Raw genomic sequence first — 24,610 nt, forward strand, 5'->3', positions numbered from 1 at the left:
AACCAGCTGATTTATTGACTAAGTTGCCTCAATAAAAGAAAAACAATCCGGCTCTAATGTTGATATAAGCCAAAAACCAGTGAGAACTTCGCTATGCCATTAACACGAGATTGCAAAAAGACAATACAGGCCCGGGCAGAACGAGATCCTGATTTTGCTTGTACCCTTCTGGACGAAGCCGCAACCCTGTTCCTTAACGGTGAGCCCGATGCCGCCCGAATGGTTCTAAGGGATTTGGTAAATGCCACGATCGGTTTCGAGCAGTTGGCGAATACTACCCAAAAATCCGGCAAAAGCCTTCATCGAATGTTATCGGGCAAAGGAAATCCCAGTATGGATAATCTGGCAGATATATTTTCTGCACTGCGAGAAAAAATGCAGGTTTCATTGCAGGTTCAGATCGTGCCTCAGCCATAAGCTCTGAAAGTTCTGGTCAGGCTGGATGGGCGATTTCGAGTGAGTCGGAAATAGTTAATGAACGCTATCCGCCTTCCGCAACCCGGTATCCCCGGAAATCGGCTTGCTTTCTTCCCGCACCAGCTTCATACCGTTTTAGTCTTTCGGGTTTTGGCTGGCCGTGACCCTAATCTAATGTCGCCAGTTTCCTGTTCATTGCCAAATACGCCGGGAAGCACTGGACTGCCATATTTACGCCAGTAAAGATAAAACCTCAATTATTTCAATACGCCGCTCAAGAGCCAAAGAGATAGCCGCTTATGAAAGCCAAAGAATTTGACCAGGCCTTTGATGAGGGCCACGACAGCATTTATGAACATATTGACTGGTCCAGCGCTCAGCGTCCCGGCCTGGAAACTCGTCGAATCAATGATGCTCTGTCGAAGCTTTTTCCATTAAAAAATAATGTTGCAAAACGGTTATCACTCTGGCCATTAAAAACCAAAAGGTCAAATACGACAACGCCACAATAATCAATAGACTTAAGCTCAACACTCAATGCTTTTAAATGTTGCAAAGGATGATATCCAGCAATAGCAGTAATCACTGCTATTTCCGAGTTATCGACCTTGCGAAATTTAATCATTTTGATTTCCTCACCCAGATACCCCGCTATGAACCTCGACCAATTCAAGGTCAAATTTGCCAGTATCACTTAAAGAGGGCCAACAAGTGTAACAGGATTAAATCACGTCAATAAGCAAGCCTGGGGTTCACTGAATCTGCTATTTTGTACAAAATTTACGTACAAAAAAGAGATCACCATGGAACTGATCAATATCAGTGAACTACGAGCCAATCTGTTGAGCTATCTAAAAAAAGCTCAGGCAGGTCAACCAGTTACGGTCACTTCCAATGGCGAAATGCTGGCCACGATTGCCTCACCTGTCGCCCTGAGACAATCAGCCGGTAAAGCTCTGAACGAGCTGGCGTCAAAATCACAGGCCGATGATCTCACGGAATGCACCAACGAGCCATGGAAAGCCATGCAATGATCATCCTTAATAACTGTACGTTTGCAGCTGGTCAAGGTCATTTTCCACTTTTCGGGCAGCGAGTAGCGATAATAGTTGCCCTGTGTACAATCTGTGCCTACAGATAATATTACTATTGCAACACAGTAATACATAAAGAGGTGCGATGTGCATAAATTAACGACCAAAAGGCAAGTGACTATTCCTCAAAGCATCTGCCAAAAGCTCGGGCTAAAACCAGGCGACTTTATACAGGTTTTCGAGCGCGACGGTGTGGCACATTTGGTAAAAATGAACTCCGATGATCTCTCTGGCACCATCAAATTATCCGCTGATACCCATCTGCCCCTGACGCCAGAGAACACCAAAAAAGCCATCAAAGGCAAAGCCGCCAGAAAATTCCGGGGCGAACAATGACTGCTGTGGCTACCAATGTGCTGTTGCGTTATGGCTCGCAACACATTGAACAGCCTGCATAAAATCTTTTTTCTTTTTCGAGAATTCTTATTTAACAGGTCTATATCACGTTCTCATTGATGAAGCAAAGCCATTGCCTGGGCAGGATTGTTGCGAAACATAATAAGTAGCGATCTGGCTGGCCCGAGCGGTTTTCTCACCTTTTGTTCCCAACTCTGCACTGTCTTGATGCTCACACCAAGGAGGGCGGCAAACTTCTCCTGTGAAAGGTGCGTTGCCTTCCTGATAGCAAAGACGTCAATCTCTTCATATTTGAACGACCGTGAAGGTTTCTTAATGCCTTTGTTAATGTCGATCGCTTCCCTGACGCTCTCCACCAATTCATCAAAGTTAAATTCATGGTCACTCATTGCAAAACTCCCTCGCTAGTTCTGACAGTAACTTTTTCTCGGCACTTGTTAAGTCTTTTTGTCGGTTTTTGGTGTAGGCATACAGCATGTAGCAGATTTGCTGGTTATGCACAATGAATGACCAGATACCGGCTTCTTCACAGGGAATGAATAGTTAAGGAGCGCCGCTCGCCTCGCGCTCCCCATAAAAGATAAGAGCTGTGCGTTTTCGGGCAGCGGGCGGCGTCAATCAAGCCCTACCGTAGGTATCCTCAAACCGCACAATATCATCCTCACCCAGATACCCGCCGCTTTGCACCTCAATCAACTCAAGGTCAAACTTGCCGGGGTTTTCCAGTCGATGCACGACACCAATAGGAATATAAGTCGATTGGTTTTCAGTCAGCAGAATTTCCTGATCGCCATTGGTGACCAGCGCAGTGCCTTTCACAACAATCCAGTGTTCGGCCCGGTGATGGTGCATCTGTAAAGAAAGCTGTGCACCCGGCTTAACAGTAATGCGCTTAACCTGGAAGCGGTCGCCCATATCAATCGAGTCATAGGCACCCCAGGGGCGATAAACCTTACGGTGCAATTTAGCTTCAGACCGGTTAGCTGCCTTTAGCCGTTCAACAATCTTTTTAACATCCTGCACCCGGTTCTTATGGGCCACCAGAATGGCATCATCGCTTTCGGTGATCACCAGATCATCGACGCCCAGGGTGGCAATCAGTTTTTTCTCACTGCGCACGTAAGTGTTACGGGTATCATGAAGCAGAACATCACCCAGGGTGGAGTTTCCAACCTCATCTTTTTCAGAAATATCTGCCAGCGATGACCAGGAGCCAACATCAGACCAGCCTGCATCCAAGGGAACCACCACTGCATCGGTGGTTTTTTCCATCACGGCGTAATCTATGGACTCCTCCGGGCAGGCTTTAAAGGCCAATTCATCCAAACGGACGAAGTCCAGATCAGCAGTTTGTACTTCCATGGCTTTCTGGCAGGCTTCCAGAATATCCGGACGGAACTTGTTCAATTCCTCCAGATAGCGCGAGGCTTTGAACAGGAACATGCCGGAGTTCCAGTAATAGTCACCTGTAGCCAGATAACCCTGTGCCGTTTCCAGATCTGGTTTCTCTACAAAATGCTCCACAGGCATTATTTTTTCAGCAGAAAGGCTCGAAGGCTCAAAGGTTTCTTTTTGCTCATCAGAAGAAAAACCTTGTGCCTTTGTCTCACTGTCGTTCAAGGCTTTTATATAACCGTACCCTGTTTCCGGATGACCAGGCACAATCCCGAAAGTGACCAGCTTGCCATCAAGAGCCGCTGGCAACGCAGCCTCAACAGCCTGATGAAAAGCATTGACATCATTAATCACATGATCCGCAGCCAATACCAATAACAGCGGTTCTTCATCTTCGGAGAGGGTCTTGGCTTTTAAAGCAGCCAAGGCAACAGCAGGTGCAGTATTCCGCCCCACTGGCTCCAGAATAATTGCAGAGGCTTTGCGATTCACCTGGCGAAACTGCTCTGCTACCAGGAAGCGGTGCTCTTCATTGGCAATCACCATTGGAGCGGAAACAGAGTTTAGCCCATCCAACCGGCTCAATGTGTTTTGCAGCATGGTCTGTTCATTGACCAGCGGCAGAAACTGCTTTGGGTATAAAGAACGGGACTGGGGCCAGAGGCGGCTGCCGGAGCCGCCGGACATGATTATGGGTATTAAATTCATAATTTTTAAGGTTCAGTCTTTTTAAAAAATAATCTTTGGTGTCTTAATACACTTGTGATAAGCATGGAGATTTGAGCCTTAAGACAAGGCGACGATCGCCAACACAGGATTAAGACTCAAATCTTCAGCGCAATAGGGAGTTAGGGACCGTTACTCACGTCCTGCTCAATATTGATCACTATAAAGAGATCACCCGCAATGCTGCCAATATTCTTGAACTGCTGGCTATGCCCGAAGCGAAGGATGTCGATCTGGTAGCAGAGCCTTTAAAAGACAACTTTCTGAAACCGGCAGATTTTTCCTGATGTACCTGCTTGATACCAACGTTGTCTCGGAGCTACGCAAATTTAAAAGCTTATTTGCCCCATAGGCAACTTATTTAGAAGACAATTCCTATGCAGCTGGCTTAACCAGTTTACCGGATTCTTCCAGCCTTTTATAAAGGCTGCCCGCACTGAACTCCAGGCCATTAGGCCAGCAAAGAGCACCCAGCTCGATAAAGAAGCGCTGAAAAAAAACGCCATCCTCTAAAGCCAGGGTAAGGCTGGTTTTATGTGACAACATTTCACTAAAATCCATAACACCAAAGCTGCCATCAGAAAAGCGAAGCTTTATTTCCAGCCTTGTCTGATAAACAGCCTGAACAATTTTAATCATTATCAGCTCCTGCTATACGCCCAAGTGGTTGGAGATCTATTGCCCTTAGAGGGTGTCGCAAAACTGACTCCAGCGTGGGAACGAGTTGACTCCCGACATTCCCGGCTTCATTCACGTCATTCCCGCGAAGGCGGGAATCCAAACTGACTCACTACCAGAACCATACTGCCCGGTGCCCCCCCTGGCCTTGTCAACCCCGACTTCACTCTCGTCATTCCCGCGAAGGCGGGAATCCACACTGACTCACCACCAGAACCGTACTGCCCGGTGCCCCCTTGGCCTTGTCATCCCCGACTTCACTCTCGTCATTCACGCGAAGGCAGGAATCCACACTGACTCACCACCAGAACCAAACCGCCCGGTGCCCCCTGGCCTTGTCATCCCCGAGACAGAGATCCGCCGTTGGCGCTGGATTCCCGCCTTCGCGGGAATGACGACCTCAGAGCATGGGAACGAGCCGTTGGAGTTTTGCGACAACCTCAGAGCGTGGGAACGAGTTGTTGGAGTTTTGCAACACCCTCGACAGGGCGGGGAGCAATCACCTTTGGCTTATGAGGGAATAGTGAATGCCAAGAAACGCTGCCCTGTGCCCGCTTACCAAAAGAACAAAACGCTTGCGATTAACGTGAGGCGGGCAGCGGGTGGCGGCATTCACCCACGACTCATTACACCCTACCGTACGTATCCTCAAACCGCACAATATCATCCTCACCCAGATACCCGCCGCTCTGCACCTCAATCAACTCAAGGTCAAACTTGCCGGGGTTTTCCAGTCGATGCACGACACCAATGGGAATAATAGTCACCGGAAGCAAGATAGCCCTGAGCCGTTTCTAAATCTGGCTTTTCCACAAAATTGTCTACCGGAGAAACCTGTTCACTATTCCCGGTTAATGTTTTACTGGCCTTAATATAGCCATACCCGGTTTCCGGATGGGTAGGTACGATACCAAAGGTCACCAGCTTGCCATCGCTTGCCGCAGGTAATGCAGCTTCAATCGCCTGATGAAAAGCCTGAACATTCTGAATCACATGGTCCGCAGCCAATACCAGCAGTAATGGTTATTCCTCTTCAGACAGGGATTGAGCTTTCAGGGCTACCAGAGCGACGGCAGGTGCCGTGTTTTTACCGACAGGTTCGAGAATAATGGCTGAAGTCTGCCGCCCCATCTGGCGGATTTGTTCTGCTACCAGGAAGCGGTGTTCTTCATTGGCAATCACTAACGGATCCGATACCGAATCCAACACATCAAGCCGGGAAAGTGTGTTCTGCAACATGGTTTGTTCGTTTACCAGTGGCAGGAACTCCGAACTGCTTAGGGTATATAGAGCGGGACTGGGGCCAGAGGCGGCTGCCGGAGCCGCCGGACATGATAACGGGTATTAAATTCATAGAGGATATTTGCCAAGAGTTAACGGAGGCACAGACTTTTTTTTAGCACAGGTTTTCACCGTGCTTTTGCAGCCAAAAAAAATTAAAGAAAGTAGTCTTTGGTGTGTTGATGCAGTTGATTGGTCAGATCTAACTCATCACGACTTCGGGTGATCAGTTCTATATCAGCCTGTCCAGACAGCTGACGAACAATAGCCGAGCCCACCATGCCCTGGTGGCCCGCCACATAAACGTTATTTATAAACTTTGAAAACCATAAATAATGTAGCTACATTACTACGTGGTGAATAGTTAATAGTGAAAAGTTAATAGGGGCAGAGGGATTTCGATATGAGTATAACGACCATTTCATCACGGACATTCAACCAGAATGTTACTGAGGCTAAACGATCTGCGCTCAAGCAGCCGGTATTTATTTCCGACAGAGGGACCGTCACCCATGTCCTGCTTAATATCGAACACTATAAAGAGATTACCCGCAATGCAGCCAACATACTCGAGCTGCTGGCGATGCCCGATGTGGAGGATGCCGATCTGGAAGCGCTGCCCCTGAAAGACAACTTCCTGAAACCGGAAGATTTTTCCTGATGTACCTGCTTGATACTAATGTTGTGTCTGAGCTGCGCAAGTGCAGTGCAGGCAAAGGTCATCCTTCAGTGAGTCATTGGGCCACAACCGTGGCACCGAATGAACTCTATTTATCAGTCATCAGCGTCCTGGAAATAGAAATGGGCATCCTGTTGAAAGACAGGAAAGACCCAGTGCAGGGCCGGTCGCTCAGAGCATGGATGAACGAGCGAATGCTACCCGCTTTCGAGGGGCGCATTTTGCCACTAGATACCACGATTGCCCTGACCTGTGCCCGGTTACATATCCCCAATCCAAAATCCGAGCGGGACGCCATGATTGCTGCCACAGCAATCACCCATCAACTGACGGTCGTTACCCGGAACATTAAGGACTTTGAACAGACAGGGGTGAAATTGTTAAATCCTTGGGAGTTTTGGGCTGGGAATAGAGAATAGTTATTGAGTTTTTTTGATGGCGCTGATTAAGCCTGACAGCACTCTGAATAGCCCATCGACTTTCGCTAATATGGTTCCAGGTGGAAAAAAACCCAGCTCACCTACGATAATAAGCTGTGTTTCCAATTCACGAAGTGCACCTCTGGCAATATAAAGAAAGCGCAAGTAATCCTTGTTGCTGCCCCGCCCAGCACCTTCCGCAATATTGGATGGCACTGATACACCAACGCTTGCCGCAGGTAATGCAGCTTCAATCGCCTGATGAAAAGCTTGTACATTCTGAATCACATGGTCCGCAGCCAATACCAGCAGTAATGGGTCTTACTTTTCAGACAGGGATTGAGCTTTCAGGGCTGCCAGAGCGACGGCGGGTGCCGTGTTTTTACCGACAGGTTCAAGAATAATGGCCGAAGTCACCGCCCCCCATCTGGCGGACTTGCTCTGCTACCAGGAAGCAGTGTTCTTCATTGGCAATCACTAACGGATCCGATACCGAATCCAACCCGTCAAGCCAGGAAAGTGTGTTCTGCAACATGGTTTGTTCGTTTACCAGTGGCAGGAACTGCTTAGGGTATAGAGAGCGGGACTGGGGCCAGAGGCGGCTGCCGGTGCCGCCGGACATGATGACGGGTGTTAAAAACATAGATATTCTTACGTTAACTCAAGGTAATGAATGATGTAGTCAATCTTGACATGTAATAAAAGGAATAATATTTAACACTAGGTATATTAAGGCTTACCGATTAAAGTAAAGATTAGGTGTAAGGCGATTTAGTTTTTTAAGTATATTTCTGGGTTTTTGTAGCCTGCTAGCAAGATAACATATGATTTTATTTTGTTATGTATTTAGAACTAATTAGTACAGTTTTCGTTACTTAGGAGTTTTAAAAGTGGTGGAACCATTACTCTAGCTGCGTAGGTGGGTGCAGGGTGAATCCCATCTGGAATATTTTCTTTAAGTTCATCAGAAAGTATACTTTCCCATTTTTCATAAAAATCAATCACAAATACATTATGGAGCGTGGCAAACTGGTCATAAATATCGTAGAAAGATTTAAGCCTAGGTCGCATTACTTTCTTTAAGCCAAGAGCAGGATTCATCTTCATCATGATTATCTTGGCTTCAGGATAAGTTGTTCTTATATTATTTATTAGTGTTGTTGTTTGCTCCTTGCTTTTAGTAAACGTTACACCTTTAATAAGGTCGGCATCGTTAACCGAAAATTCAATAAGAAAAAAATCAGCTCTATTTTTAAGAATAAGATCAAGTTGACTTAAACCATATTCAATGTTTCTACCAGGGTATCCGAAATTTAGGTGCTTTACTGGAGCTGATAAACATTTGCTTAATTCGTTACTTAATTCTTCTAACCATATACCGCGCTTTGTCAAGCTTGTCCCAATAGCAATGATCTCAATATTATTTTTATTTTCATATGCTTCTGTGGGAGTCGATATCATAGTAATCAAAACAATAAATATTAAATCATAAATCTTCATGGCAATTTAGTTTGTTAATTCTGTAATTTTTAAACCAAATACTCTGATCTTTTGGTGATTGACTGCCCCATAGATAAATATCTCCCCCCCATAGTTCAGTCAGGAGTGGTCCACGAATAAACCAGTCATCTGCATTTCTAAAAATCAAGTCTCTCACAATTAAAACGAGCTTATCGTTCAACCAGAGATAGGACATACCATCGTTTCTATTAGGGGAGTTCAAGAAAACATCTATAGCTATTTTGTGCCAACGATTAGATTCAATATAAGTGGAGCTAATGTGAGTAGAGCCATATACTTTCTTATCCGAACCTGATGACCTGTTTAGGTTATATATGTATAAACCGAGGAGTCCTTGATTTTCAATCAACCTTATACTGAATCCATCTTGCCTTGTAGGTGGGCAACCACCTGCAAGGCATCTGCTATCCAAACTGCCACCCCATAAACCGAGTGGTAGCTTATGACCACCGCGACTGAACTCAAATCCATCTTCAAGAAAAATATCAAAGGTTATTCTGGCAGCTGTTATATTGCGATCAAATAAAGTAAGTTTGATTTGTGCTATATCATTTGGACCCTTAAAAACATTTCTCTTTAGTGACGGTGAATCATCTGGAGCAAGCGCCATGATAATAGATGATGCGGAACTACCTTTGAATCTTAAATTCTCCGAGTTAGGCTTCCATAAGATTTGGCAGCCTGTTGCAGGCTTTTCCTTGGTAAGGGTGCTTGTGCAACCATACAGAGTGAATAGTAAAAAAGACGAGAGAATAAATAGGATTTTATTTCGTGGAATGATCATTCTCTGCAATGAGAACTCCATATTTATCTACACAGATATTGGACCGTAATAACTTTGCCGGATTACCTACAACAATAGAATTGTTGGGTACATTTTTTGTTACTACAGCCCCAGCAGCCACAATGCTGTTATCACCAACAGTTATGCCTGGTAAGATAATGCTGTTAGCACCGATAAAGCAGTTTTTGCCAATAATAGTATTCGTTTTAATCCCCCTAGTCATATCATGCGTCAGGATTGAGCATCGGAATGCTAAGTATGAGTATTCACCTATATTGACTCCTTTAGGGTAGGTTTTATCTAGTTTTGCACTCATAGATATAACGACTGTTTTATGTATCTTCATTCCCCAAAAATGTGTATACCAAAACAATCTCAGCTTTACTAAAGCTCTTTGTAAAAAAAGGAATTTGTTTAGAGTCATCTTTCGTTAAGTTCTTAAAAGAAAATAAAGTTAATTTGGAATCACTCAAAAAAATGAATATGTCAGCTTCATAAGTCTCTAAGCCTCGTAGTAAGCCCAACCTATGAAGGATTATTAATTTTTAATAGACTTTTTTGAGGGAGTTTATATTTATTATTTGGTTATTAAATTTTAAAACACAAAAGTATTTAAAACAGTTTTTTGTCCCCTCCACTTTTACTACGAGAGCTAATTCTATTTTGATTACTCATTGCAAAATCCTAGCAAGAGGTAAATAGTTTACGGTTGTCGCATAGAAGTACGCATTGGTTCCATGCGAGTCATTACAACAACAATTAAGAACAAAAAACCAGAAACTGAAGAAATTGCATTCTCAGTTATACAAATTAATAAAAATAATATGCTGGACCAAATTATTTCAAAGGGCTTAGTACATTCTGTCAGCCTAGCCTTGAGAATAAGTGCGAGGAGCAAAAGAGAATAGAATACAATAGTTTGGATGTATCCAATTTCCACTGCGACTCTCAAATACTCATTATGCGCACTTATTGTTCCACCCACTAAAATTCTAACCTCATCTGGAAGGATTGTAGCCTGATGCCCATAACCAACACCAAACCACCAATGTTTGGCGAGTACGTCGTTAAGATAATCCCAAATGATTTCTCTGCCACTTAAATGTGTTTGAAAAATACGACCAATTATAACATCGCCCAACAATATCAAAAATAAAATTAAAAATATAGCTGCTGCAATAATTATGAGTCGTTTTAGATTCATGTAGTTTTTGAAGCCACCCCAGAAAACTGGAAAGCAGAGAAGAGCACCAATAAATAGCGCCATTCTCCCTCCAGTTAAGATAAGTATGACTGTATTAATAAAAACTAACCAGAGATAACGTATATCATATGTATCAGCATACCTTAAAGATGAATAACAACCTGCAATACAATAGGCTCCAAGATAGGCAGGTATTAACGAACCTTGTAGCCTAGGTAAACCACTAGCAAACTCATAACTAAATATGCTTCTGCCAAAAGCAACCCAATAAAACATACCAATTAGTATTGAAAAAGTTGGTAGCCAGGTAACCACCTTTAAGACGAACCTTATTTCAGCCTCAGTTAATCTGGCAGATAAGAAAATAAAAATTGTAATTATTTGAAATAAAGCTTTTCCGTAAATAATCCAACTAAAATCAGAGTAATCTGACAGGATCGCACTAAAAAGAGTGATCATTAAAATAACAAATAGTATTGCTATTATTCTATGATCAAAATGCCGTCTAAAAATTAGTACCAATGCTGAAAGTAGTAGGAAGGATTTTTCTATTGGATTTGCAAAACCGACATTAAAAACCATTCCAACATTTAATACTAATAAAAGCAATGAAAATGAAAAAAGCTGGTAGAAAATCATTATCTTTTAAAAAACCAATATTGAAATACAACCTGGCTATAAATCTATAACAGATTACTAAAGTATAAATTTACCGAATGACATATGTGGGGGGTAATTGATTTAAGCAATTCTTATGGTTTAAAGCACAAAAACTTGTAACTAGTTAATCGAGAATAAGAACAGTATTTTTTGCTTTTTGCTACAATACGAACTACGCCTGCCAAAGCAAAGTAGCACCTCCTTTAAACAAGCCAGAATTGAAAACCGAATTTTACAAATTAAAAATCACAAGTTAGTAACTTAAATACTGTTTTACCAAGAGTGAGACTAGACAACATTTAAACTGTTCAAATTAATCGTATGTTTTTTTCTGAAAGCGAACTGACAACCTCTACTTTGGATTGAACATTTTTTTTGAGTTCATCTACATTATGAATCCCATGCTCACAAAATTTTTTAAAAAATGAAGCGTCAATAATCTTCTCTGGTGATGCAAGCACGTAACTTGGAAGTTCGAAATGTTTAATAAGACCCTCAAATTTATCTTGATAGGTTATTCCTAATATAGGTACGCCTGAGCCTAAGGCTGCTATTGATAAATGCATTCGTCCTGTAATCACCAAATCAGCCAATGATGCTAAACCCTTTAAGTCTGAGGCAGGAATATCATTGAATACTGTTGAAAGATAACTCTTATCACTCTTACACTTGGAATAAATCTCATTCAACATAAAAACATCACCAGTGTTTTTATCTCTGAAATCATGTGCTACAAATAAAACGCTTGCATTATATTCAGATATGATAAAGTCAACAGTTTGTGCACAGCTGTTAATCATTGAGGTCAGTTTTTCTTTAGAACGATCAGGAACTAAAATCGGGTGGATGTTAAAAATAACAACCATTCTTTTGTTATTTTTCTGTATCTCAACCCATTTTTTTATATCACTCACTTCTTTACTTAAAGTAGGAGCAAGCATAAATGCATTATCTGCGACGAGTTTGGCATCAAAGCGAGCTATTTGATCATAGCGCTTTAAAGAACAAGAGTCCCTTAAATTTACAATGATTTTGTCTGATATAAATTTAGTTAAAAAGAGTTTGGTAAAAGTAGCAGGCAAAGAATTAAATGAAAACCCTCCTATTATTGTTTTTTTTCCATGTCGAGCCATCAAATCTGAAATTAGCCAAAGCCGCAGTGACTTAATGTCAGAATAATAGCCATCCATAACATCTGCACCTATGCAAATACTTGCATCATAATCCTTTACATGGGCAAAAATATTTTTAAGGCTCCATGGATAAGACCAGCACTCAATTGGTTTTACATCAAGCTTTTTCAAAGGAGAAACAAATGCTCCAGGTTCAACCGCTATTGCTAACTCGATATCAGGGTTTTGAACCTTTAACTTATTGACAAGTGCAATAAGCATTGCTTCATCACCTTTAGAGCCGAAAGGGTTGCTTGTATGGGGTGAGAAAAATACCAATTTTTTAACACAATTATCAACTTTGATAGGAGTTATCTTGCGTTTTAAAAAATACCACGAAGTAAACATTAGCGGTGGCAAAATAAACTCTCTAATCTGAGATTTGATTGATTTTGTTTCCTTACTTTTTTTTTGATTGTGAAAAACCATAATATTTATCACCTAATACAATTTTCAAAACTAAATTGGCTTTCGAATTAAAGAAAGTCACCAAAACAAAAAAATAAATTGATACTGAAATTATTCCAAGTAAAAATAAACTCAGAAGGGAATTATTCAAAGATAATAACGGGTGATCTCTGAGATGAGTAACACTAAACGCCATTGCAGTGGAAGCTAAGAAAAACGGATATGTTTTTTTAACAATATTAATTAATGAGGTTTTGGAGTATTTTGCGACCATCAAAAAACTGGCTGGTACAATAAAAAGTTGGACTGTGAAGTAGAAAAAAACAAAGTCAGAAAAACTTACTTCTGTGGCAAATATCATTAATGTCAACACTCCAATACTTTTTACTAAAAGTATTTTAAGAGTGAGATCTGGCCTCCCTATAGCATTTAGAAGAGTACCATTATAAAACTGAATAACTTGTATTGCACCTAAAATAGAAAGATAAAAGGCCACCCTTTCAGAACCTTGCCCATTATGCGAGTAAAGTATATTAACGACTTCAGGCGACAAAATAGCTAGTATAATAAATATGGGTGTGCCAATAGCAGCTGTAACAGTTACTGCTCTATAGTAACAACTGCTAAGTTCCTCATGGGAAGATTTTAACAATGAAAACTTGGGCATATATACATCTACGGTCACAGCAGAAATAACTTGCATGGCCAGACTGTATAATCTTTGCCCCATTACATACAAAGCAAGTGATACGGGCCCAAAAATTGTAACCACATAGATTTCTACAGATCTATTTGAAAAATAATCCAGTACTTTAGCTCCAATTAAATTTGATCCAAACTTAACTAGCGGTTTGGCTTCTGTAATCGAAAAAGAAGTGCTTGGACGCCAGTCAACTCCTTTCCAAACCAGTACCACATTTACAAGAGCCATTAATAGAAACTGAGCCAGTAGGCTCCATACACCAAAGCCTGCCAATACAAGGGTTATACCAAAAACACTACTGATTAGAGCACCCCAAGCTGCTCTTATTGCCAGCCATTTAAACTTAAAATTTTTCCTGAGTAACGCTTGTGGTACAAAGCCAATAGCGTTCATTAATAGTGCAAGGCTACCAAATTTAAGAATTTCTGTTATTCCCTCCATTGGCAAAAGAAAAGCCAAGTTGTCTGAAAAAGACCATACCGAAACAACCAGTATAAGGGCAATGACAATATTTATAGCAAAAGCAGTATTTAATATTATATCATTAAGCTTTTCTCTTTGAATAAGAGCATCACTAATACCACCATCACTAAAAATTTCTAGGAATGCTAAAACTGCAAGAACTGCTGAAAATATACCTAGTTGTTCTGTTTCCAAAACCCTGGCCATTACTATAAAAGTAATAGCACCACTGAATCGGACTAGAGAGTTTTTTACTGCTGACCATAATAAGCTAGATCGTATCTGTGTCACTATTCAAACCTAATTTTTTAAAACAACCAGCCATTGATTTTGCTGCAGACTTCCTTGTAAAAATCTCTAAAACAGCCGAACAATATTCTGCTCTTTCAGTTACTAATTTACGGTCACCTATCCAGCTAGAAATAGCATTGATATACTCACTAGCTGTTGATACACAAATATATGGCACATGATCACCCTTCGGATACCCGTATCCACCTTCTTTTGTGGTTATTGTCGGTAACCCTAAAGCTAAGTAATCAAGAATTTTTATTTTTATCCCGCTCCCCATTAATACCGGATTGATTGCAAATAGGCAGTCTTTAGCAATTTCCTCTATGGAATCTAATCGACCAAGGAAGTTGACATTTTCTGGCGGGCTTTGAAAAGCATCACAAACTGAACCGATAATATTTAAATGTATATTTGGATGCTGTTTGAGAATGGTTGGCCAAACTTCATTAAAAAACCATTTAAGCCCATCAACATTGTGGTTTGCATTAGCACCAATATATAAGATACTAGATCCATTATAAGTACGTAATGCCGGATAGGTGTTATTAGAAACACTTGGATAAATGGTTACCACTGACTTATTCTTTATTAATGAAGATATTAAATCCATCTCTTCAATATTGATTGCTGCAATACAATCAAATTCTTTCCATATACCAATCTCTTTATCCTTTGTAATACTAGGTGATACTTCATAACCCCGTTTTTGAAATGATTTAGTCCGATCAAAAAATACATCATGCGCTATTAATATTTTTTTTGACGATAGCTCATCAATAATTGCTGACCTAAATATTGTGTCTACAACAACTAAGCTGCATTCTTTCGTAATCAGTTTTTTTGTAGAGTTGGTATCTCTTTTTGATAAAAACTTACCAATTGTCATTTTTTTTTGAGGACTATGACTATCAAAAAACAAATAACTTATTTTTTTTAATGGCCTTAAAAATGAACGCCATGATTTAGACAGATAAATACTAAAAATCTTTACCGCATTTACATATTTAGTTTTAACTTGTGGATGCTTGATTTCGTATTTGCTTGAAAAGATAGCAGGAAAGTAGTCACCAGTTATTATTACAGTTACCTCATAACCACAGTCTAACAATGCATTAATTATATTAAGGTTGTAGCTTTGAGCGCCACTGAAGCCCAAGCTTGGTAATCGTTCACATACAAAAATAGCTTTCATAGTCATTGTTTAGTTGTTAGTGTGCTTTGTAATTAATGCTGTATATTTTATACGGTGGATCATTAGCGTCTTTTCAATAAATTGATATGGTTTTTCAAAAAAACTAGAAGTGTTCGTTCTTTAATATTTAGCCTTCATAAGTTTAGTAATATTCATGTCTCCTTTAATAATCAATACGATCCCAACAATCAATTTTCGAAACCATTGGTAAAAAAGGGTTGGTTTTTTAAATGCATGTTTTCTTAAAGCAATATGGCTACCTTGGAAATATTTTTCTTTCAGTTCTAATATTTTATCTCTGTGACCAACCAGTTCATTATCAATAAATTCTGTTGACCTAGATGATAAGAATAATTTTATTGCATAATCCAAATCTTCACCCCCATTATTTGGTGTGCCCACACCTAATGATTCGTCAAAGCCACCTGCATTTATTGCTATATTTGACCTGACAAATATAGTATTTGATGAAGCATTTTTTATTAGATCAGTAATTTTAGCTTTTTTTGGTTTATTACTATCCAATGCATCTACCGGCTTAGATGAATACTTACAAAATAAGAAGTCAAGGTTGTTTTTGCTTGCAAAGATAGAGCTAATGTATTCCAGAAAACTTTTTGTATACCAACAGTCGTCATCGGGGTAAGCAATTATATCAACATTTGTCAAAGTACCTTCTTTTCTAGCCTTTGCTAACATTAGATTTCGTGCTTTTGATAAAGACATTTTTGAATCAAAAGTCATGAAATCAATTAATCTCGAGTGTTTTTCTATAAAAAACTGATATTCTTCTGTAAAGTTTTGAAGAAGAACTATGTGTTTAATTTTTTCTAGCCTGTTCTCTGATTCTTCAATACTGTTAAACAGGCGTTCTAATTCCTTTATTGCTTTTTCGCTTAATATTGAAGTTGTCATAAGTAAGAATTTCATAATTCATTCCCTTCAATAAAAGAATTGATGAAATTTTTCAACTTGTAATATTCAGGATTATTTTTTTGTTCAGGTTTCTTTAATCTATTCGATTTATCTAAGTAGTTGTGTATTTCAGTTTCATTTGTCGCAACATAGATTCCAGATACATCTTTAAATTTGTTTGCTGTTGATGTTTGATGATCATTCCTATGCTCACCAAGAGCAAAACTTCTAGGGAAAATTATAATAGGAATATTCAATTCATAAGCGGTTAAAATAGAACCCATGCCAGCATGCGCTACTATAACCTTTGTTTTTTTTAGCAAGCTTGAATACTGTACTGGAGTTAAGAAATCAGTACTCTCTATATGTTGTGGCTTAATTCCACCTTTACCAATTTGGGCAAATATCTCTACTTCACTATTTATACTGCCCCACTTGTCTACAGCAAGAACCATTCGGTCAAAAGGAAACTGTGTGCCTGTAGTAACCAATATCAATGTACTTATCTCTTAAATAATTGAACCATGATAAAAAACTTTTCTACCATCACAAAGGTTTTCCCATTGTGAAAGCGTTTTATGCGCAAAGAAGGTGGATAATCTACCACACATAGAAAGTTTTTCACCATTTGCTATGCTATCGACCCATAGTGTTTTTGAGCCTAATAGCCGACCACACACTATTGTTAATAAGCCTGGTGCAGCACCTGTCGAAATAATAATATCTGGCCGTTCCTTAACAATCATTTTAATGACTTCATAAAGAAGATTGGGTATTTTTAACTTTTCAGTACTGCTAGCTTCAGGCAAGATATATGAGTTTTTAATACCCTCTTGTTCAGCCAAACCTTTGATAGTTGTTGCATATATTATATTTGCTTTTTCTAATTCAGGTTTCAATTTAATTAGTTGCTTCCAGTGACCACCACCGGAAGCCACAGCAAGAATTTTTTTCATTTTGAATTTATTCCGTTTTTAGTTAACCAATTAATCAACTGGGGGTAGTTCTTTAATCCTGAATCATTAACTGTTGCTCTGCTCTACTCAGACATTACGGCAAAATTATGAAATCGCCTCCCCAGCAAGGACATCAGCCAGTTAGCTTATACTTATAGCAGCTTTCTTTTGTTTTCTCTTCAGGCCCGTTTTGAAGGTTTTCGTATTGTTCAGCAGTTTGACTCTAAAATGTCTAAAAACATCTACATCAAACCAACCGTACACCTTCCAGCTTGGCAATTCGCTGAATGGGCTGTTCAGGGTGCTGGGTGTCGTGAATCAGAATATCCACTTTTTGTTCACCCCACCGGTTTTCCGTGGCCAGGCGTAAGTGGTTTTCTTTTCGACCAGGTTGCTTAAACCATCGACTTCAATCAACAAGTCAATATCGCCACCCCGTGCGTCATCTCTGACCCTGGAGCCAAAGAGCCAGACCCTGGCCTGCTGGCTGATCTCTTTCCTGACCAACTCGATGATGTCGTCTTTCTGTTCCGGACTGATTCTCAATGACCGCCGCCTAACTTTATATTGTGGAGCTTGAGTACATAGGCTTCGAACTGTTCGGTGATTTCAATCAGTTCGGGAGCCACAGCCCATGCCATGTTAAGCGCCTCAGCCCGCTTTGATTCAGCTTCCGGGTAGTCGTGAGAAAATGCATTGCGAATTTCACGCATTTTCCGCCAGCTGTCGGCAGAACTGAGGATATGTCGCTTTTGCATCCATTCAAAAACTTAACGAAGATGATAACACTGACAAAATACATCTGGCTTTCTGCGCTGGCAGTGACAGCACAGATGGTCAGAAAAAGGTTAGGTGTCTCTGTGCCATCTTTTATTGTCTGCTATGCTCAACGCACAAGAAATAATCACAGGGTGTACGCGTGAACCACGATAAAGACACAGATGATTTCTTTAATGCCATCAGTCGCATAGAGGTCAGTGTAAAAAACTCACAGGACGATATTAGGAAGCTGTACCTGCACAGCGCACGGCAGGAAATAGCTATTGAGTCACTTAATGAAAAGATTGACGCTAACCAGCAAGAAGTTCGCCAATACCAGCAAGAAAATCGTGAACGTTTTGACAAGATTGACGTTAACCTGCAAGAAAATCGTGAACGTTTTAACAAGATCGACGCTAACCAGCAAGAAAACCGTGAACGTTTTGACAAGATTGAAGACACTCTGGCTATCATTGTAAACCACCTCCAAAAATAACCACGGCACCTGACAACAGCATCCACGGGACTTCTCCCGTGATGCAAAAGGCTGTCTTTTAGCTGTTGTCAACTTACCAAGCTTGGCGAGGGTTACTGATAATAGAAAGAAAACCGGGGTCAGGTCTTTCATCGTTCACAATGTAACCCAACATCCTTATTATACTTTTATACTTTGTATTGTCCGATGCCAGAATAACACTAATGCTGAGGGCTGATTTTCAAACTCACTCCCAGAGCCTGAAGAATTTTGAACACTGTTTCAAACCTTGGTTTCGCACCTGGTGCCAGGGCTTTGTATAGACTTTCCCGACCAAGGCCTGAGTCATTGGCTATCTTCTGCATCCCTGTTGCCTTGGCGATATCACCAATAGCCGATAAGAGCAAAGCCTGGTCACCCGTTTCAATGACAGCATTCAGGTACTCTGCAATCGTTTCACTGTCGTCAAGATACTCTGATGCATCAAAGGTCTTTAGCTTCCTGCTCATGTCATGCCTCCAGATTTTTTAAAATGGCTTTTGCTTTTTCAATGTCTCTGGACTGGCTGGACTTGTCACCACCATTGAGTAATACGATGATGATATCCTTTTGCCTGGCAAAGTAGATCCTATAGCCTGCCCCCTAGGAGGCCGACCGAGAATAGCGCCCGTAGCGAGGACGGCAGAAAATTGAGGATGAAAATTCGGTTTTGTGAGGAGAATAGCGAGCTATTTGACGAACAAAAGCGGATTTTTAGACCAATTTGCTGCCGCCGCAGTAGGGCAGTCTATTCTCGGTCGGCCTCCTAGTGCACCCGAAGCTCTGACACTTTGCCTCCAACTGATTTCCAGTCCCCGATGTGCCCCTGCTCCAGCAATTTCAGAGAGGCCAGGATTCGAGCCTTGCCCGGCTTGTCTTTGAGTTTGTTCAACCACTTCTCGAAGTGGTCAGTGGTCTTGAGCAAGTACATTAAAGAAGTATGTATCCATTTGGATACGTGTTCAAGTTACAAAAACCGGAAAGGAAAACCGGGGTCAGGAAAACCATGTTCAGGTCTTTCATTGTCAATCCTTATTAAAACTGCGCATAACTTCTTCTGCGAACCCGTTAATTTCATCAACATGGTTTTCTATAACAGATTTGAGAATAGCTATGTTCAATTTTTGGTACTCATGAACCGCTATATTCCTGAACCCCACCATTTTTGTCATACTGACTGTGAGTGGGGCTGATACTAGTCCATGATCGTTTAGTAGCTGGAAAGATTCTCTGGCATTCTGGGGGATTCCCAATTTTTTCAGTTTGATAACGTAGTTCGCCATATCCTGGGCAGCCTGGCAGGCTCTCTGAATATTCAGAATTATAGAATCCTGCTGAGTGTAATTTGTCGCCAGTTCAGACTCATGACCTTTGTATTCTTCATTAATACGGGCAATACAGCGCTGAATGATTGAGTATTTGTTAAGAATAATGTCATTCATTACGCAGCCTTCTTTGTAAGTCGTCCAGGATTTCCCGTCTATCGTATTGTAGCTGCTGGTACAACGACATAACCTGGAGTTCGAATAAGTCACAGGTTAGGGTATCTTGCTGCCACAGCCAGATTCCTGTATTGATCACTTCATGCTGTAGTACAGTAGTTGCTGCGCGTAAATCTATCAGGTCAATATTGGTATTCACCTGGCTGGCTAGTGTCTGGGCGTTTTCCCATAGTTCAACCGGGTCAGCCATACCGTCAATCAAAATACCCAAGTCTATGTCACTTTCTTTATTGGCTGTGCCGTTGGCATGGCTCCCAAAGAGCAGTATACCTTGTGACAAGTCACCATAAGCTTGCCTGAGAAATGAGATGATGACTGCCTTGTGCAGTGGTTCCATTGGTTTGATATTAGCTCTATCGGTAATGGTTTAGGCAACGTAACTTTTTTGCCGGGTTTTTCCAAGGAAAAACCGGGGTCTGGGCTTTCATTTGGAGTCTGACCATGATTGAGATGAACCCTTTCGCCTGGGCTCTGGCTATTTTCTTTTCCATTGTCTGTGCACTGGTGATCTGGGTTAAGTACCTGAACCGTAATGATCATAAAAAATAGCTGCTGGTTTCAGGTCTTCCATATCTGCTATGTAACTGTCAGCCGAATAGTGCGTAAACCCATTGATGTCTTTCTTAAGAAACAGCAGGGAAGTCAGTGTAAAAAGCTGATTTTCACTGTTGGTGTTGAATTTCTGGTGATTATCAAAGGCAATTATTGGGCTGCTATTGGCTACGATTTGCGAAGTATCCTCGGCTTATCCAAGGTTTTCAAGGTCACTGTCCAGATCCGCAGGGTCATGGTCAACTACAGGAATGCCTTGTGCACCCAGAATCTGGATAAAATCACCCAGTGGAACCCGGGCTATCCTGGCCCCTTTAGCAAGGGTAACCACGTCATTTCGAAACAAATGAATGGCCAGGTTAATTGCCACTCCCTGTTCCAGTATTTGGTCTGTAAATGGAATGCCCAACAGAGCATTCAGGTCAGGTGTTTCCAACGCTGTTTTCATGACCAGGTTTCATCGCTCATGCTTACATAAAGCTTTACGGAATCTTTGATAAAGGCATCCATAATATTTAGTGCAGCTTTTGCTTTTTTCCCATCGTAGTCGTGAGAAGTTCCGATGCGAGTGTCTGCGTATGTCATCCACTGAGCGACATCAGATGTTAGTAAGCGGTTCTCATTGGCTATCCGAAACAGCGGCTTTGGACTGTTAGGCACATCAGGGAGACCAAGGCCTTCTTTCAGGTAGTGTTTCAGGGCTTTCCATAAGCAGTCGTAGCAGGTTACATACCGCCGGATAACGGATTCAGAAACTGCTTCCTGAATCCATGAAGGTAATGAGGTATCCAGAGTTTGCCAATTTCCGAATTGCGATTCTAGAAGCACAAGTGACTGCTTGAACTTTCCAAAGTCGATCATTTTTTCACCCATGTGCTTTTGGTTACTCTTCATCACCCATTACAGGTGATTTTTTAGCCACTGAGCACAATCGCTACGATCTTGTGTAACTTGCGTATTATTGAGAGCATCATGGTCATCCAGAACATCATGCTCTGCAGACCTTGTCTTCAAAGCCTCTTTTTTCCACTCAGGCCAGTCGGCTGTCATCTTTTTTGTGCTTTTCAGATAACGCAGAAAATTACTCTCTGTTTTCTTTTTCATGGTTTTCTACCTTCAGCTTAAGGTAAGACAAATATAGTTTTACTTTAAGGTGCGAAGAGTAGGAAACCAGGTTCAGGTCAAAAAACTGAGGTTAGGGGATTTTTCAGTTTTATATCGGCTCTGCCTGGCTAAGAACTTCTTCTCTGATCGAGTCTGAAAGTGAGCCGGGGGTCAGGATGTCAACTTTTACACCGGTTAGCTGCTTTAGCTTGTGGCGAATCGCTCCAATATCAAATAGGGTCATGCCTTGATCTGGGTCAATCAGTATGTCCAGGTCACTGGTTTCGGTGTCTGTTCCATTCAGTACAGAGCCAAATACTCTGGCATTGGCCGCTTTGTGCTCTTTTATGATGGCCTTGATCTTTACCCGGTATTTTTTTAATGCTGCCGATGGTCTCATGGAATGCCTCAGCCGATAGTCGTTTCTACCTGGTCTTAGTCGGTCACTCAGGTTTTGCGATTGTTCAGCCATTGGCAATGGATGAGCACTCGGGCTAAATTGATTTTTTGTGTAAACCATTGTGTAGCAGTTGATAACATGCCATCAAACCTCGCTATAGACGACGACTTGATTGCTCAGGTCCAACAACTGGGTGGCTATAAAACCAAAAAAGCAGCCGTTAACGAAGCTCTCGCCGAATTTATTCGCCACCGCAAGCAGTTGGAACTACTGGATGATCTCGGCACCATTGATTACGACGCTCAGCCCCTTAAAAAAGAGGCCCGAAGAAAATAATGGTGCTTGTTGATACCTGTGTATGGTCGGCTGCACTGCGTCGACGCAGGACTGAATCCATACCTGAAGAAACAATACTGTTGCAGAGATTAATCCGCCAACACCGGGCTGTGATGATTGGCCCGATATTGCAAGAAGTGTTAACCGGCATTAAATACGATGAGCAATTCACTCGGTTGTGTGAAAAACTGAGTGCGTTTGATCTGCGACTTCACGAATCCACGCCAAATAAATCACGGGTATAAACTTTCTCCGCAACATCTTCCAAATCAGATTCTTTGCGGTTGGCAATAATCACATCACTGACTGCTTTAAAGGCTTCCAAATCGTTGATCACCTCTGAATGAAAGAACTCATCTTCAGTCAGAACCGGCTCATAGACGACAACTTTAACCCCTTTGGCTTTTATCCGTTTCATCACACCTTGAATGGCTGATGCACGAAAGTTATCGGAGCCAGCTTTCATCACCAGTCGGTAAACTCCGACCACTTCAGGGTTGCGCCGGAGAATGGAGTCGGCAATAAAATCTTTTCGGGTGGTGTTGGAATCAACAATGGCTCTGATCAGGTTATTGGGCACATCCTGATAATTAGCCAGTAACTGTTTGGTATCTTTTGGCAGGCAATAGCCGCCATAACCAAAGCTTGGATTGTTGTAGTGGTTGCCAATTCTTGGGTCCAGCCCAACACCTTCGATGATTTGCCGTGAGTCGATACCGTGGGTTTCACAGTAGGTGTCCAGTTCATTAAAGTAGGAAACCCTCAGTGCCAGAAAAGTATTCGAGAAGAGTTTCACGGCCTCGGCTTCGGTGCTGTTGGTGAAAAGAATGGGAGTATCTTTTTGCTCCGCACCCTGAGCAAACAGCTCCGCTATTTTTTTTGCCCTCTCTGACTGTTCACCAATGATGATTCGGGAGGGGAAGAGGTTGTCGTGCAGTGCCTTACCTTCTCTCAGGAATTCCGGAGAAAAGATGATGTTGTTGCTGCCGGTGTCTTCTTTTAATTGCCGGGTGAAGCCTACCGGTACCGTTGATTTAATGATCATGACGGCATCCGGGTTGATGTCCATCACATCACGAACCACTGTTTCAACACTTTCGGTATTAAAATAATTGGTCTTCGGATCATAATCCGTAGGGGTTGCGATAATGACATAATCAGCCTCGGCAAATGCCTGCTGTTTATCCAGAGTGGCCCGGAAGTGAAGCATCTCACTGCGAAGGAAACGTTCAATATCGTCATCCTCGATCGGTGAGAGGCGTTCGTTCAGCATACCCACTTTCTCAGGGATAATGTCCAGCGCAATCACTTCATTGTGTTGGGCCAAAAGCATGGCATTGGACAAACCGACATATCCGGTTCCGGCTATTGCAATTTTAGGCATTGGAGTCACTTGTATATTCAGAGCGTCAAAATTGCCGAGGCAGATTTGTGATCGTGTATTTTCGCAGCAGCCCGGCCAAACCGGTTAAAAAGTGCTGGGTAATGCGTGAAGCGTTAATTTTGCTCAAAGCCGTCAGACGCGGGTGCGGGAACTGGTTAGATAAACTAACCGGAATTCATAGAATCTGGCAGCATTAGACAACTATTGCGATAAAAAAACACGCTACCGCCCCTCAGATTTTCGGTTTTTACTGAAACAACCAGCGTTGAGTTGTGATGTCTAACCATACGGCCTCGGTAACAGGCATTGCTTACATCGCCAACCACGCTGCCTGTCAAATAAAAAAAAGCACACCACTGACAACCAATGATGCAGGTATGAGCAGACAGGGAAAAATTAGAGAGATCTAGCACCCCGATAACAATGGAGATACATTTTACGGCTACAATATTACATTTCAAGTACGACGCATGTTTTGTACTGTGTTCACATGAGTGTATGACCGCATTAAACCCCATAAGTCGTTGTTTTCAGGGAGTTTGTACTACAGCCCTGAATAGTTTTTTGGTAATTTCACTGGCTCAGTAGCGAAAAGCTATGGTTTTTAGTTTTAGACAATATTTTTATATTTAAAGTATCAGAGGTCACGCCGAGCATTAAAAATAACATATTTAATCTGTCGTACATAATCAATATTTCGATTAACTAATATACGACTTTGGTCAATACCTGCCACAGCAAT

At 41.5% G+C, this 24,610-nt stretch carries 38 protein-coding genes and 1 pseudogene; 7 read left to right on the forward strand and 32 right to left on the reverse strand.

Annotation, left to right across the window (positions count from 1 at the left end):
* The first annotated feature begins 93 nt into the window (after positions 1–93).
* A complete protein-coding gene (locus ACO6VG_RS10695; RefSeq protein WP_422473802.1) occupies positions 94–417 on the forward strand; it encodes a DNA-binding protein in 324 nt (107 codons plus the stop codon).
* A gap of 376 nt (positions 418–793) precedes the next feature.
* On the opposite strand, the gene ACO6VG_RS10700 is transcribed toward ACO6VG_RS10695, so the two are convergent.
* Positions 794–1,042: a type II toxin-antitoxin system RnlB family antitoxin gene (locus tag ACO6VG_RS10700; protein ID WP_422473804.1), complete on the reverse strand. Its 249-nt coding sequence runs from the start codon at positions 1,040–1,042 to the stop codon at positions 794–796.
* A 178-nt stretch (positions 1,043–1,220) separates the two neighbouring features.
* Between ACO6VG_RS10700 and ACO6VG_RS10705 the strand changes: the two genes are divergently transcribed.
* Both ACO6VG_RS10705 and ACO6VG_RS10710 read left to right on the forward strand, forming a co-directional pair.
* Positions 1,221–1,451, forward strand: coding sequence for a type II toxin-antitoxin system Phd/YefM family antitoxin (locus tag ACO6VG_RS10705; protein ID WP_422136905.1), 231 nt, complete (start codon positions 1,221–1,223; stop codon positions 1,449–1,451).
* Positions 1,452–1,598: 147 nt separating this feature from the next.
* Entirely contained in the window at positions 1,599–1,847 is a 249-nt protein-coding gene (locus ACO6VG_RS10710; protein WP_422411907.1) for an AbrB/MazE/SpoVT family DNA-binding domain-containing protein, read from the forward strand.
* A gap of 113 nt (positions 1,848–1,960) precedes the next feature.
* On the opposite strand, the gene nadS is transcribed toward ACO6VG_RS10710, so the two are convergent.
* The 8 genes and pseudogenes from nadS to ACO6VG_RS10750 form a co-directional block, all read right to left on the reverse strand.
* Positions 1,961–2,257, reverse strand: a complete 297-nt coding sequence (gene nadS, locus ACO6VG_RS10715; protein ID WP_317143432.1) for a NadS family protein — start codon at positions 2,255–2,257, stop codon at positions 1,961–1,963.
* Between the two features lie 229 nt (positions 2,258–2,486).
* Complete coding sequence (locus ACO6VG_RS10720; RefSeq protein ID WP_422473807.1) at positions 2,487–3,971, reverse strand: mannose-1-phosphate guanylyltransferase/mannose-6-phosphate isomerase; 1,485 nt, start codon at positions 3,969–3,971, stop codon at positions 2,487–2,489.
* A 393-nt stretch (positions 3,972–4,364) separates the two neighbouring features.
* The gene (locus ACO6VG_RS10725; protein ID WP_317143429.1) at positions 4,365–4,628 is read right to left on the reverse strand and encodes a DUF2442 domain-containing protein; all 264 of its coding nucleotides are present in this window, start codon (positions 4,626–4,628) and stop codon (positions 4,365–4,367) included.
* A gap of 111 nt (positions 4,629–4,739) precedes the next feature.
* Positions 4,740–4,865 (reverse strand): hypothetical protein, encoded by a 126-nt coding sequence (locus ACO6VG_RS10730; protein WP_422136908.1) that lies wholly within the window; start codon positions 4,863–4,865, stop codon positions 4,740–4,742.
* 428 nt (positions 4,866–5,293) lie between these two features.
* Positions 5,294–5,434 (reverse strand): hypothetical protein, encoded by a 141-nt coding sequence (locus tag ACO6VG_RS10735; RefSeq protein WP_422136909.1) that lies wholly within the window; start codon positions 5,432–5,434, stop codon positions 5,294–5,296.
* Positions 5,379–5,906: pseudogene (locus ACO6VG_RS10740) on the reverse strand (sugar phosphate nucleotidyltransferase). The gene ACO6VG_RS10735 and the pseudogene ACO6VG_RS10740 overlap by 56 nt, the downstream one beginning before the upstream one ends.
* Positions 5,878–6,021, reverse strand: coding sequence for a sugar phosphate nucleotidyltransferase (locus ACO6VG_RS10745; protein ID WP_422473809.1), 144 nt, complete (start codon positions 6,019–6,021; stop codon positions 5,878–5,880). Before ACO6VG_RS10745 ends, ACO6VG_RS10740 begins: the two are co-directional and overlap by 29 nt.
* 82 nt (positions 6,022–6,103) lie before the next feature.
* Positions 6,104–6,229 (reverse strand): hypothetical protein, encoded by a 126-nt coding sequence (locus ACO6VG_RS10750; RefSeq protein WP_422473811.1) that lies wholly within the window; start codon positions 6,227–6,229, stop codon positions 6,104–6,106.
* A 122-nt stretch (positions 6,230–6,351) separates the two neighbouring features.
* On the opposite strand from ACO6VG_RS10750, the gene ACO6VG_RS10755 reads away from it, so the two are divergent.
* Entirely contained in the window at positions 6,352–6,609 is a 258-nt protein-coding gene (locus ACO6VG_RS10755) for a type II toxin-antitoxin system Phd/YefM family antitoxin (RefSeq protein ID WP_422136912.1), read from the forward strand.
* Complete coding sequence (locus ACO6VG_RS10760) at positions 6,609–7,046, forward strand: type II toxin-antitoxin system VapC family toxin (RefSeq protein ID WP_422136913.1); 438 nt, start codon at positions 6,609–6,611, stop codon at positions 7,044–7,046. Before ACO6VG_RS10755 ends, ACO6VG_RS10760 begins: the two co-directional genes overlap by 1 nt.
* On the opposite strand, the gene ACO6VG_RS10765 is transcribed toward ACO6VG_RS10760, so the two are convergent.
* The 14 genes from ACO6VG_RS10765 to ACO6VG_RS10830 all read right to left on the reverse strand — a co-directional run bounded on the left by ACO6VG_RS10765 (position 7,047) and on the right by ACO6VG_RS10830 (position 18,030).
* A complete protein-coding gene (locus ACO6VG_RS10765; protein ID WP_422136914.1) occupies positions 7,047–7,334 on the reverse strand; it encodes a four helix bundle protein in 288 nt (95 codons plus the stop codon).
* Positions 7,335–7,440: 106 nt separating this feature from the next.
* Complete coding sequence (locus ACO6VG_RS10770) at positions 7,441–7,689, reverse strand: sugar phosphate nucleotidyltransferase (protein WP_422136915.1); 249 nt, start codon at positions 7,687–7,689, stop codon at positions 7,441–7,443.
* A gap of 209 nt (positions 7,690–7,898) precedes the next feature.
* Positions 7,899–8,546, reverse strand: coding sequence for an SGNH/GDSL hydrolase family protein (locus ACO6VG_RS10775; RefSeq protein WP_422136916.1), 648 nt, complete (start codon positions 8,544–8,546; stop codon positions 7,899–7,901).
* A complete protein-coding gene (locus tag ACO6VG_RS10780; protein WP_422139895.1) occupies positions 8,533–9,177 on the reverse strand; it encodes a polysaccharide lyase in 645 nt (214 codons plus the stop codon). The genes ACO6VG_RS10775 and ACO6VG_RS10780 overlap by 14 nt, the downstream gene beginning before the upstream one ends.
* A 154-nt stretch (positions 9,178–9,331) precedes the next feature.
* A complete protein-coding gene (locus tag ACO6VG_RS10785; RefSeq protein ID WP_422136917.1) occupies positions 9,332–9,667 on the reverse strand; it encodes an acyltransferase in 336 nt (111 codons plus the stop codon).
* 387 nt (positions 9,668–10,054) lie between these two features.
* Entirely contained in the window at positions 10,055–11,194 is a 1,140-nt protein-coding gene (locus ACO6VG_RS10790) for an O-antigen ligase family protein (protein ID WP_422139897.1), read from the reverse strand.
* A gap of 329 nt (positions 11,195–11,523) precedes the next feature.
* A complete protein-coding gene (locus tag ACO6VG_RS10795) occupies positions 11,524–12,816 on the reverse strand; it encodes a polysaccharide pyruvyl transferase family protein (protein ID WP_422136919.1) in 1,293 nt (430 codons plus the stop codon).
* Positions 12,788–14,251: a lipopolysaccharide biosynthesis protein gene (locus ACO6VG_RS10800; protein WP_422136920.1), complete on the reverse strand. Its 1,464-nt coding sequence runs from the start codon at positions 14,249–14,251 to the stop codon at positions 12,788–12,790. Before ACO6VG_RS10800 ends, ACO6VG_RS10795 begins: the two co-directional genes overlap by 29 nt.
* A complete protein-coding gene (locus ACO6VG_RS10805) occupies positions 14,232–15,446 on the reverse strand; it encodes a glycosyltransferase (protein WP_422139900.1) in 1,215 nt (404 codons plus the stop codon). Before ACO6VG_RS10805 ends, ACO6VG_RS10800 begins: the two co-directional genes overlap by 20 nt.
* Before the next feature lie 120 nt (positions 15,447–15,566).
* Complete coding sequence (locus ACO6VG_RS10810) at positions 15,567–16,376, reverse strand: hypothetical protein (protein WP_422473813.1); 810 nt, start codon at positions 16,374–16,376, stop codon at positions 15,567–15,569.
* Positions 16,373–16,858: a glycosyltransferase gene (locus ACO6VG_RS10815; RefSeq protein ID WP_422473815.1), complete on the reverse strand. Its 486-nt coding sequence runs from the start codon at positions 16,856–16,858 to the stop codon at positions 16,373–16,375. The genes ACO6VG_RS10810 and ACO6VG_RS10815 overlap by 4 nt, the downstream gene beginning before the upstream one ends.
* 12 nt (positions 16,859–16,870) lie before the next feature.
* Positions 16,871–17,317, reverse strand: a complete 447-nt coding sequence (locus tag ACO6VG_RS10820) for a UDP-N-acetylglucosamine--LPS N-acetylglucosamine transferase (RefSeq protein ID WP_422473817.1) — start codon at positions 17,315–17,317, stop codon at positions 16,871–16,873.
* A gap of 318 nt (positions 17,318–17,635) precedes the next feature.
* Positions 17,636–17,863 carry a nucleotidyltransferase domain-containing protein gene (locus tag ACO6VG_RS10825; RefSeq protein ID WP_422473818.1) on the reverse strand — a complete coding sequence of 76 codons (228 nt, stop codon included), beginning with the start codon at positions 17,861–17,863 and terminating at the stop codon, positions 17,636–17,638.
* Positions 17,860–18,030 (reverse strand): hypothetical protein, encoded by a 171-nt coding sequence (locus ACO6VG_RS10830; RefSeq protein ID WP_422473820.1) that lies wholly within the window; start codon positions 18,028–18,030, stop codon positions 17,860–17,862. The genes ACO6VG_RS10825 and ACO6VG_RS10830 overlap by 4 nt, the downstream gene beginning before the upstream one ends.
* A gap of 206 nt (positions 18,031–18,236) precedes the next feature.
* Between ACO6VG_RS10830 and ACO6VG_RS10835 the strand changes: the two genes are divergently transcribed.
* On the forward strand, positions 18,237–18,572 hold the full coding sequence (locus ACO6VG_RS10835) for a hypothetical protein (protein WP_422473822.1): 336 nt from the start codon (positions 18,237–18,239) through the stop codon (positions 18,570–18,572).
* 200 nt (positions 18,573–18,772) lie between these two features.
* On the opposite strand, the gene ACO6VG_RS10840 is transcribed toward ACO6VG_RS10835, so the two are convergent.
* The 8 genes from ACO6VG_RS10840 to ACO6VG_RS10875 all read right to left on the reverse strand — a co-directional run bounded on the left by ACO6VG_RS10840 (position 18,773) and on the right by ACO6VG_RS10875 (position 22,148).
* Complete coding sequence (locus tag ACO6VG_RS10840; protein WP_422473824.1) at positions 18,773–19,060, reverse strand: addiction module antidote protein; 288 nt, start codon at positions 19,058–19,060, stop codon at positions 18,773–18,775.
* 296 nt (positions 19,061–19,356) lie between these two features.
* Positions 19,357–19,521, reverse strand: coding sequence for a hypothetical protein (locus tag ACO6VG_RS10845; protein ID WP_422139904.1), 165 nt, complete (start codon positions 19,519–19,521; stop codon positions 19,357–19,359).
* 94 nt (positions 19,522–19,615) lie between these two features.
* Entirely contained in the window at positions 19,616–20,032 is a 417-nt protein-coding gene (hepT, locus tag ACO6VG_RS10850; RefSeq protein ID WP_422136929.1) for a type VII toxin-antitoxin system HepT family RNase toxin, read from the reverse strand.
* On the reverse strand, positions 20,025–20,429 hold the full coding sequence (gene mntA / locus ACO6VG_RS10855) for a type VII toxin-antitoxin system MntA family adenylyltransferase antitoxin (RefSeq protein WP_422136930.1): 405 nt from the start codon (positions 20,427–20,429) through the stop codon (positions 20,025–20,027). Before mntA ends, hepT begins: the two co-directional genes overlap by 8 nt.
* Before the next feature lie 408 nt (positions 20,430–20,837).
* Entirely contained in the window at positions 20,838–21,092 is a 255-nt protein-coding gene (locus ACO6VG_RS10860) for a UPF0175 family protein (RefSeq protein WP_422136931.1), read from the reverse strand.
* Entirely contained in the window at positions 21,089–21,538 is a 450-nt protein-coding gene (locus ACO6VG_RS10865; RefSeq protein ID WP_422473826.1) for a nucleotidyltransferase substrate binding protein, read from the reverse strand. Before ACO6VG_RS10865 ends, ACO6VG_RS10860 begins: the two co-directional genes overlap by 4 nt.
* A 6-nt stretch (positions 21,539–21,544) precedes the next feature.
* Positions 21,545–21,748 carry a hypothetical protein gene (locus ACO6VG_RS10870; RefSeq protein WP_422411544.1) on the reverse strand — a complete coding sequence of 68 codons (204 nt, stop codon included), beginning with the start codon at positions 21,746–21,748 and terminating at the stop codon, positions 21,545–21,547.
* A gap of 109 nt (positions 21,749–21,857) precedes the next feature.
* Positions 21,858–22,148, reverse strand: coding sequence for a nucleotidyltransferase family protein (locus tag ACO6VG_RS10875; protein WP_422139906.1), 291 nt, complete (start codon positions 22,146–22,148; stop codon positions 21,858–21,860).
* 138 nt (positions 22,149–22,286) lie between these two features.
* On the opposite strand from ACO6VG_RS10875, the gene ACO6VG_RS10880 reads away from it, so the two are divergent.
* Positions 22,287–22,484, forward strand: a complete 198-nt coding sequence (locus tag ACO6VG_RS10880) for a type II toxin-antitoxin system VapB family antitoxin (RefSeq protein ID WP_422136935.1) — start codon at positions 22,287–22,289, stop codon at positions 22,482–22,484.
* 211 nt (positions 22,485–22,695) lie between these two features.
* On the opposite strand, the gene ACO6VG_RS10885 is transcribed toward ACO6VG_RS10880, so the two are convergent.
* Positions 22,696–23,868: a nucleotide sugar dehydrogenase gene (locus tag ACO6VG_RS10885; protein WP_422473828.1), complete on the reverse strand. Its 1,173-nt coding sequence runs from the start codon at positions 23,866–23,868 to the stop codon at positions 22,696–22,698.
* Positions 23,869–24,610 lie beyond the last annotated feature (742 nt).

Origin of the sequence: Endozoicomonas sp. ALB032 (assembly GCF_049310125.1) — a bacterium.
Lineage (GTDB): Bacteria > Pseudomonadota > Gammaproteobacteria > Pseudomonadales > Endozoicomonadaceae > Endozoicomonas_A.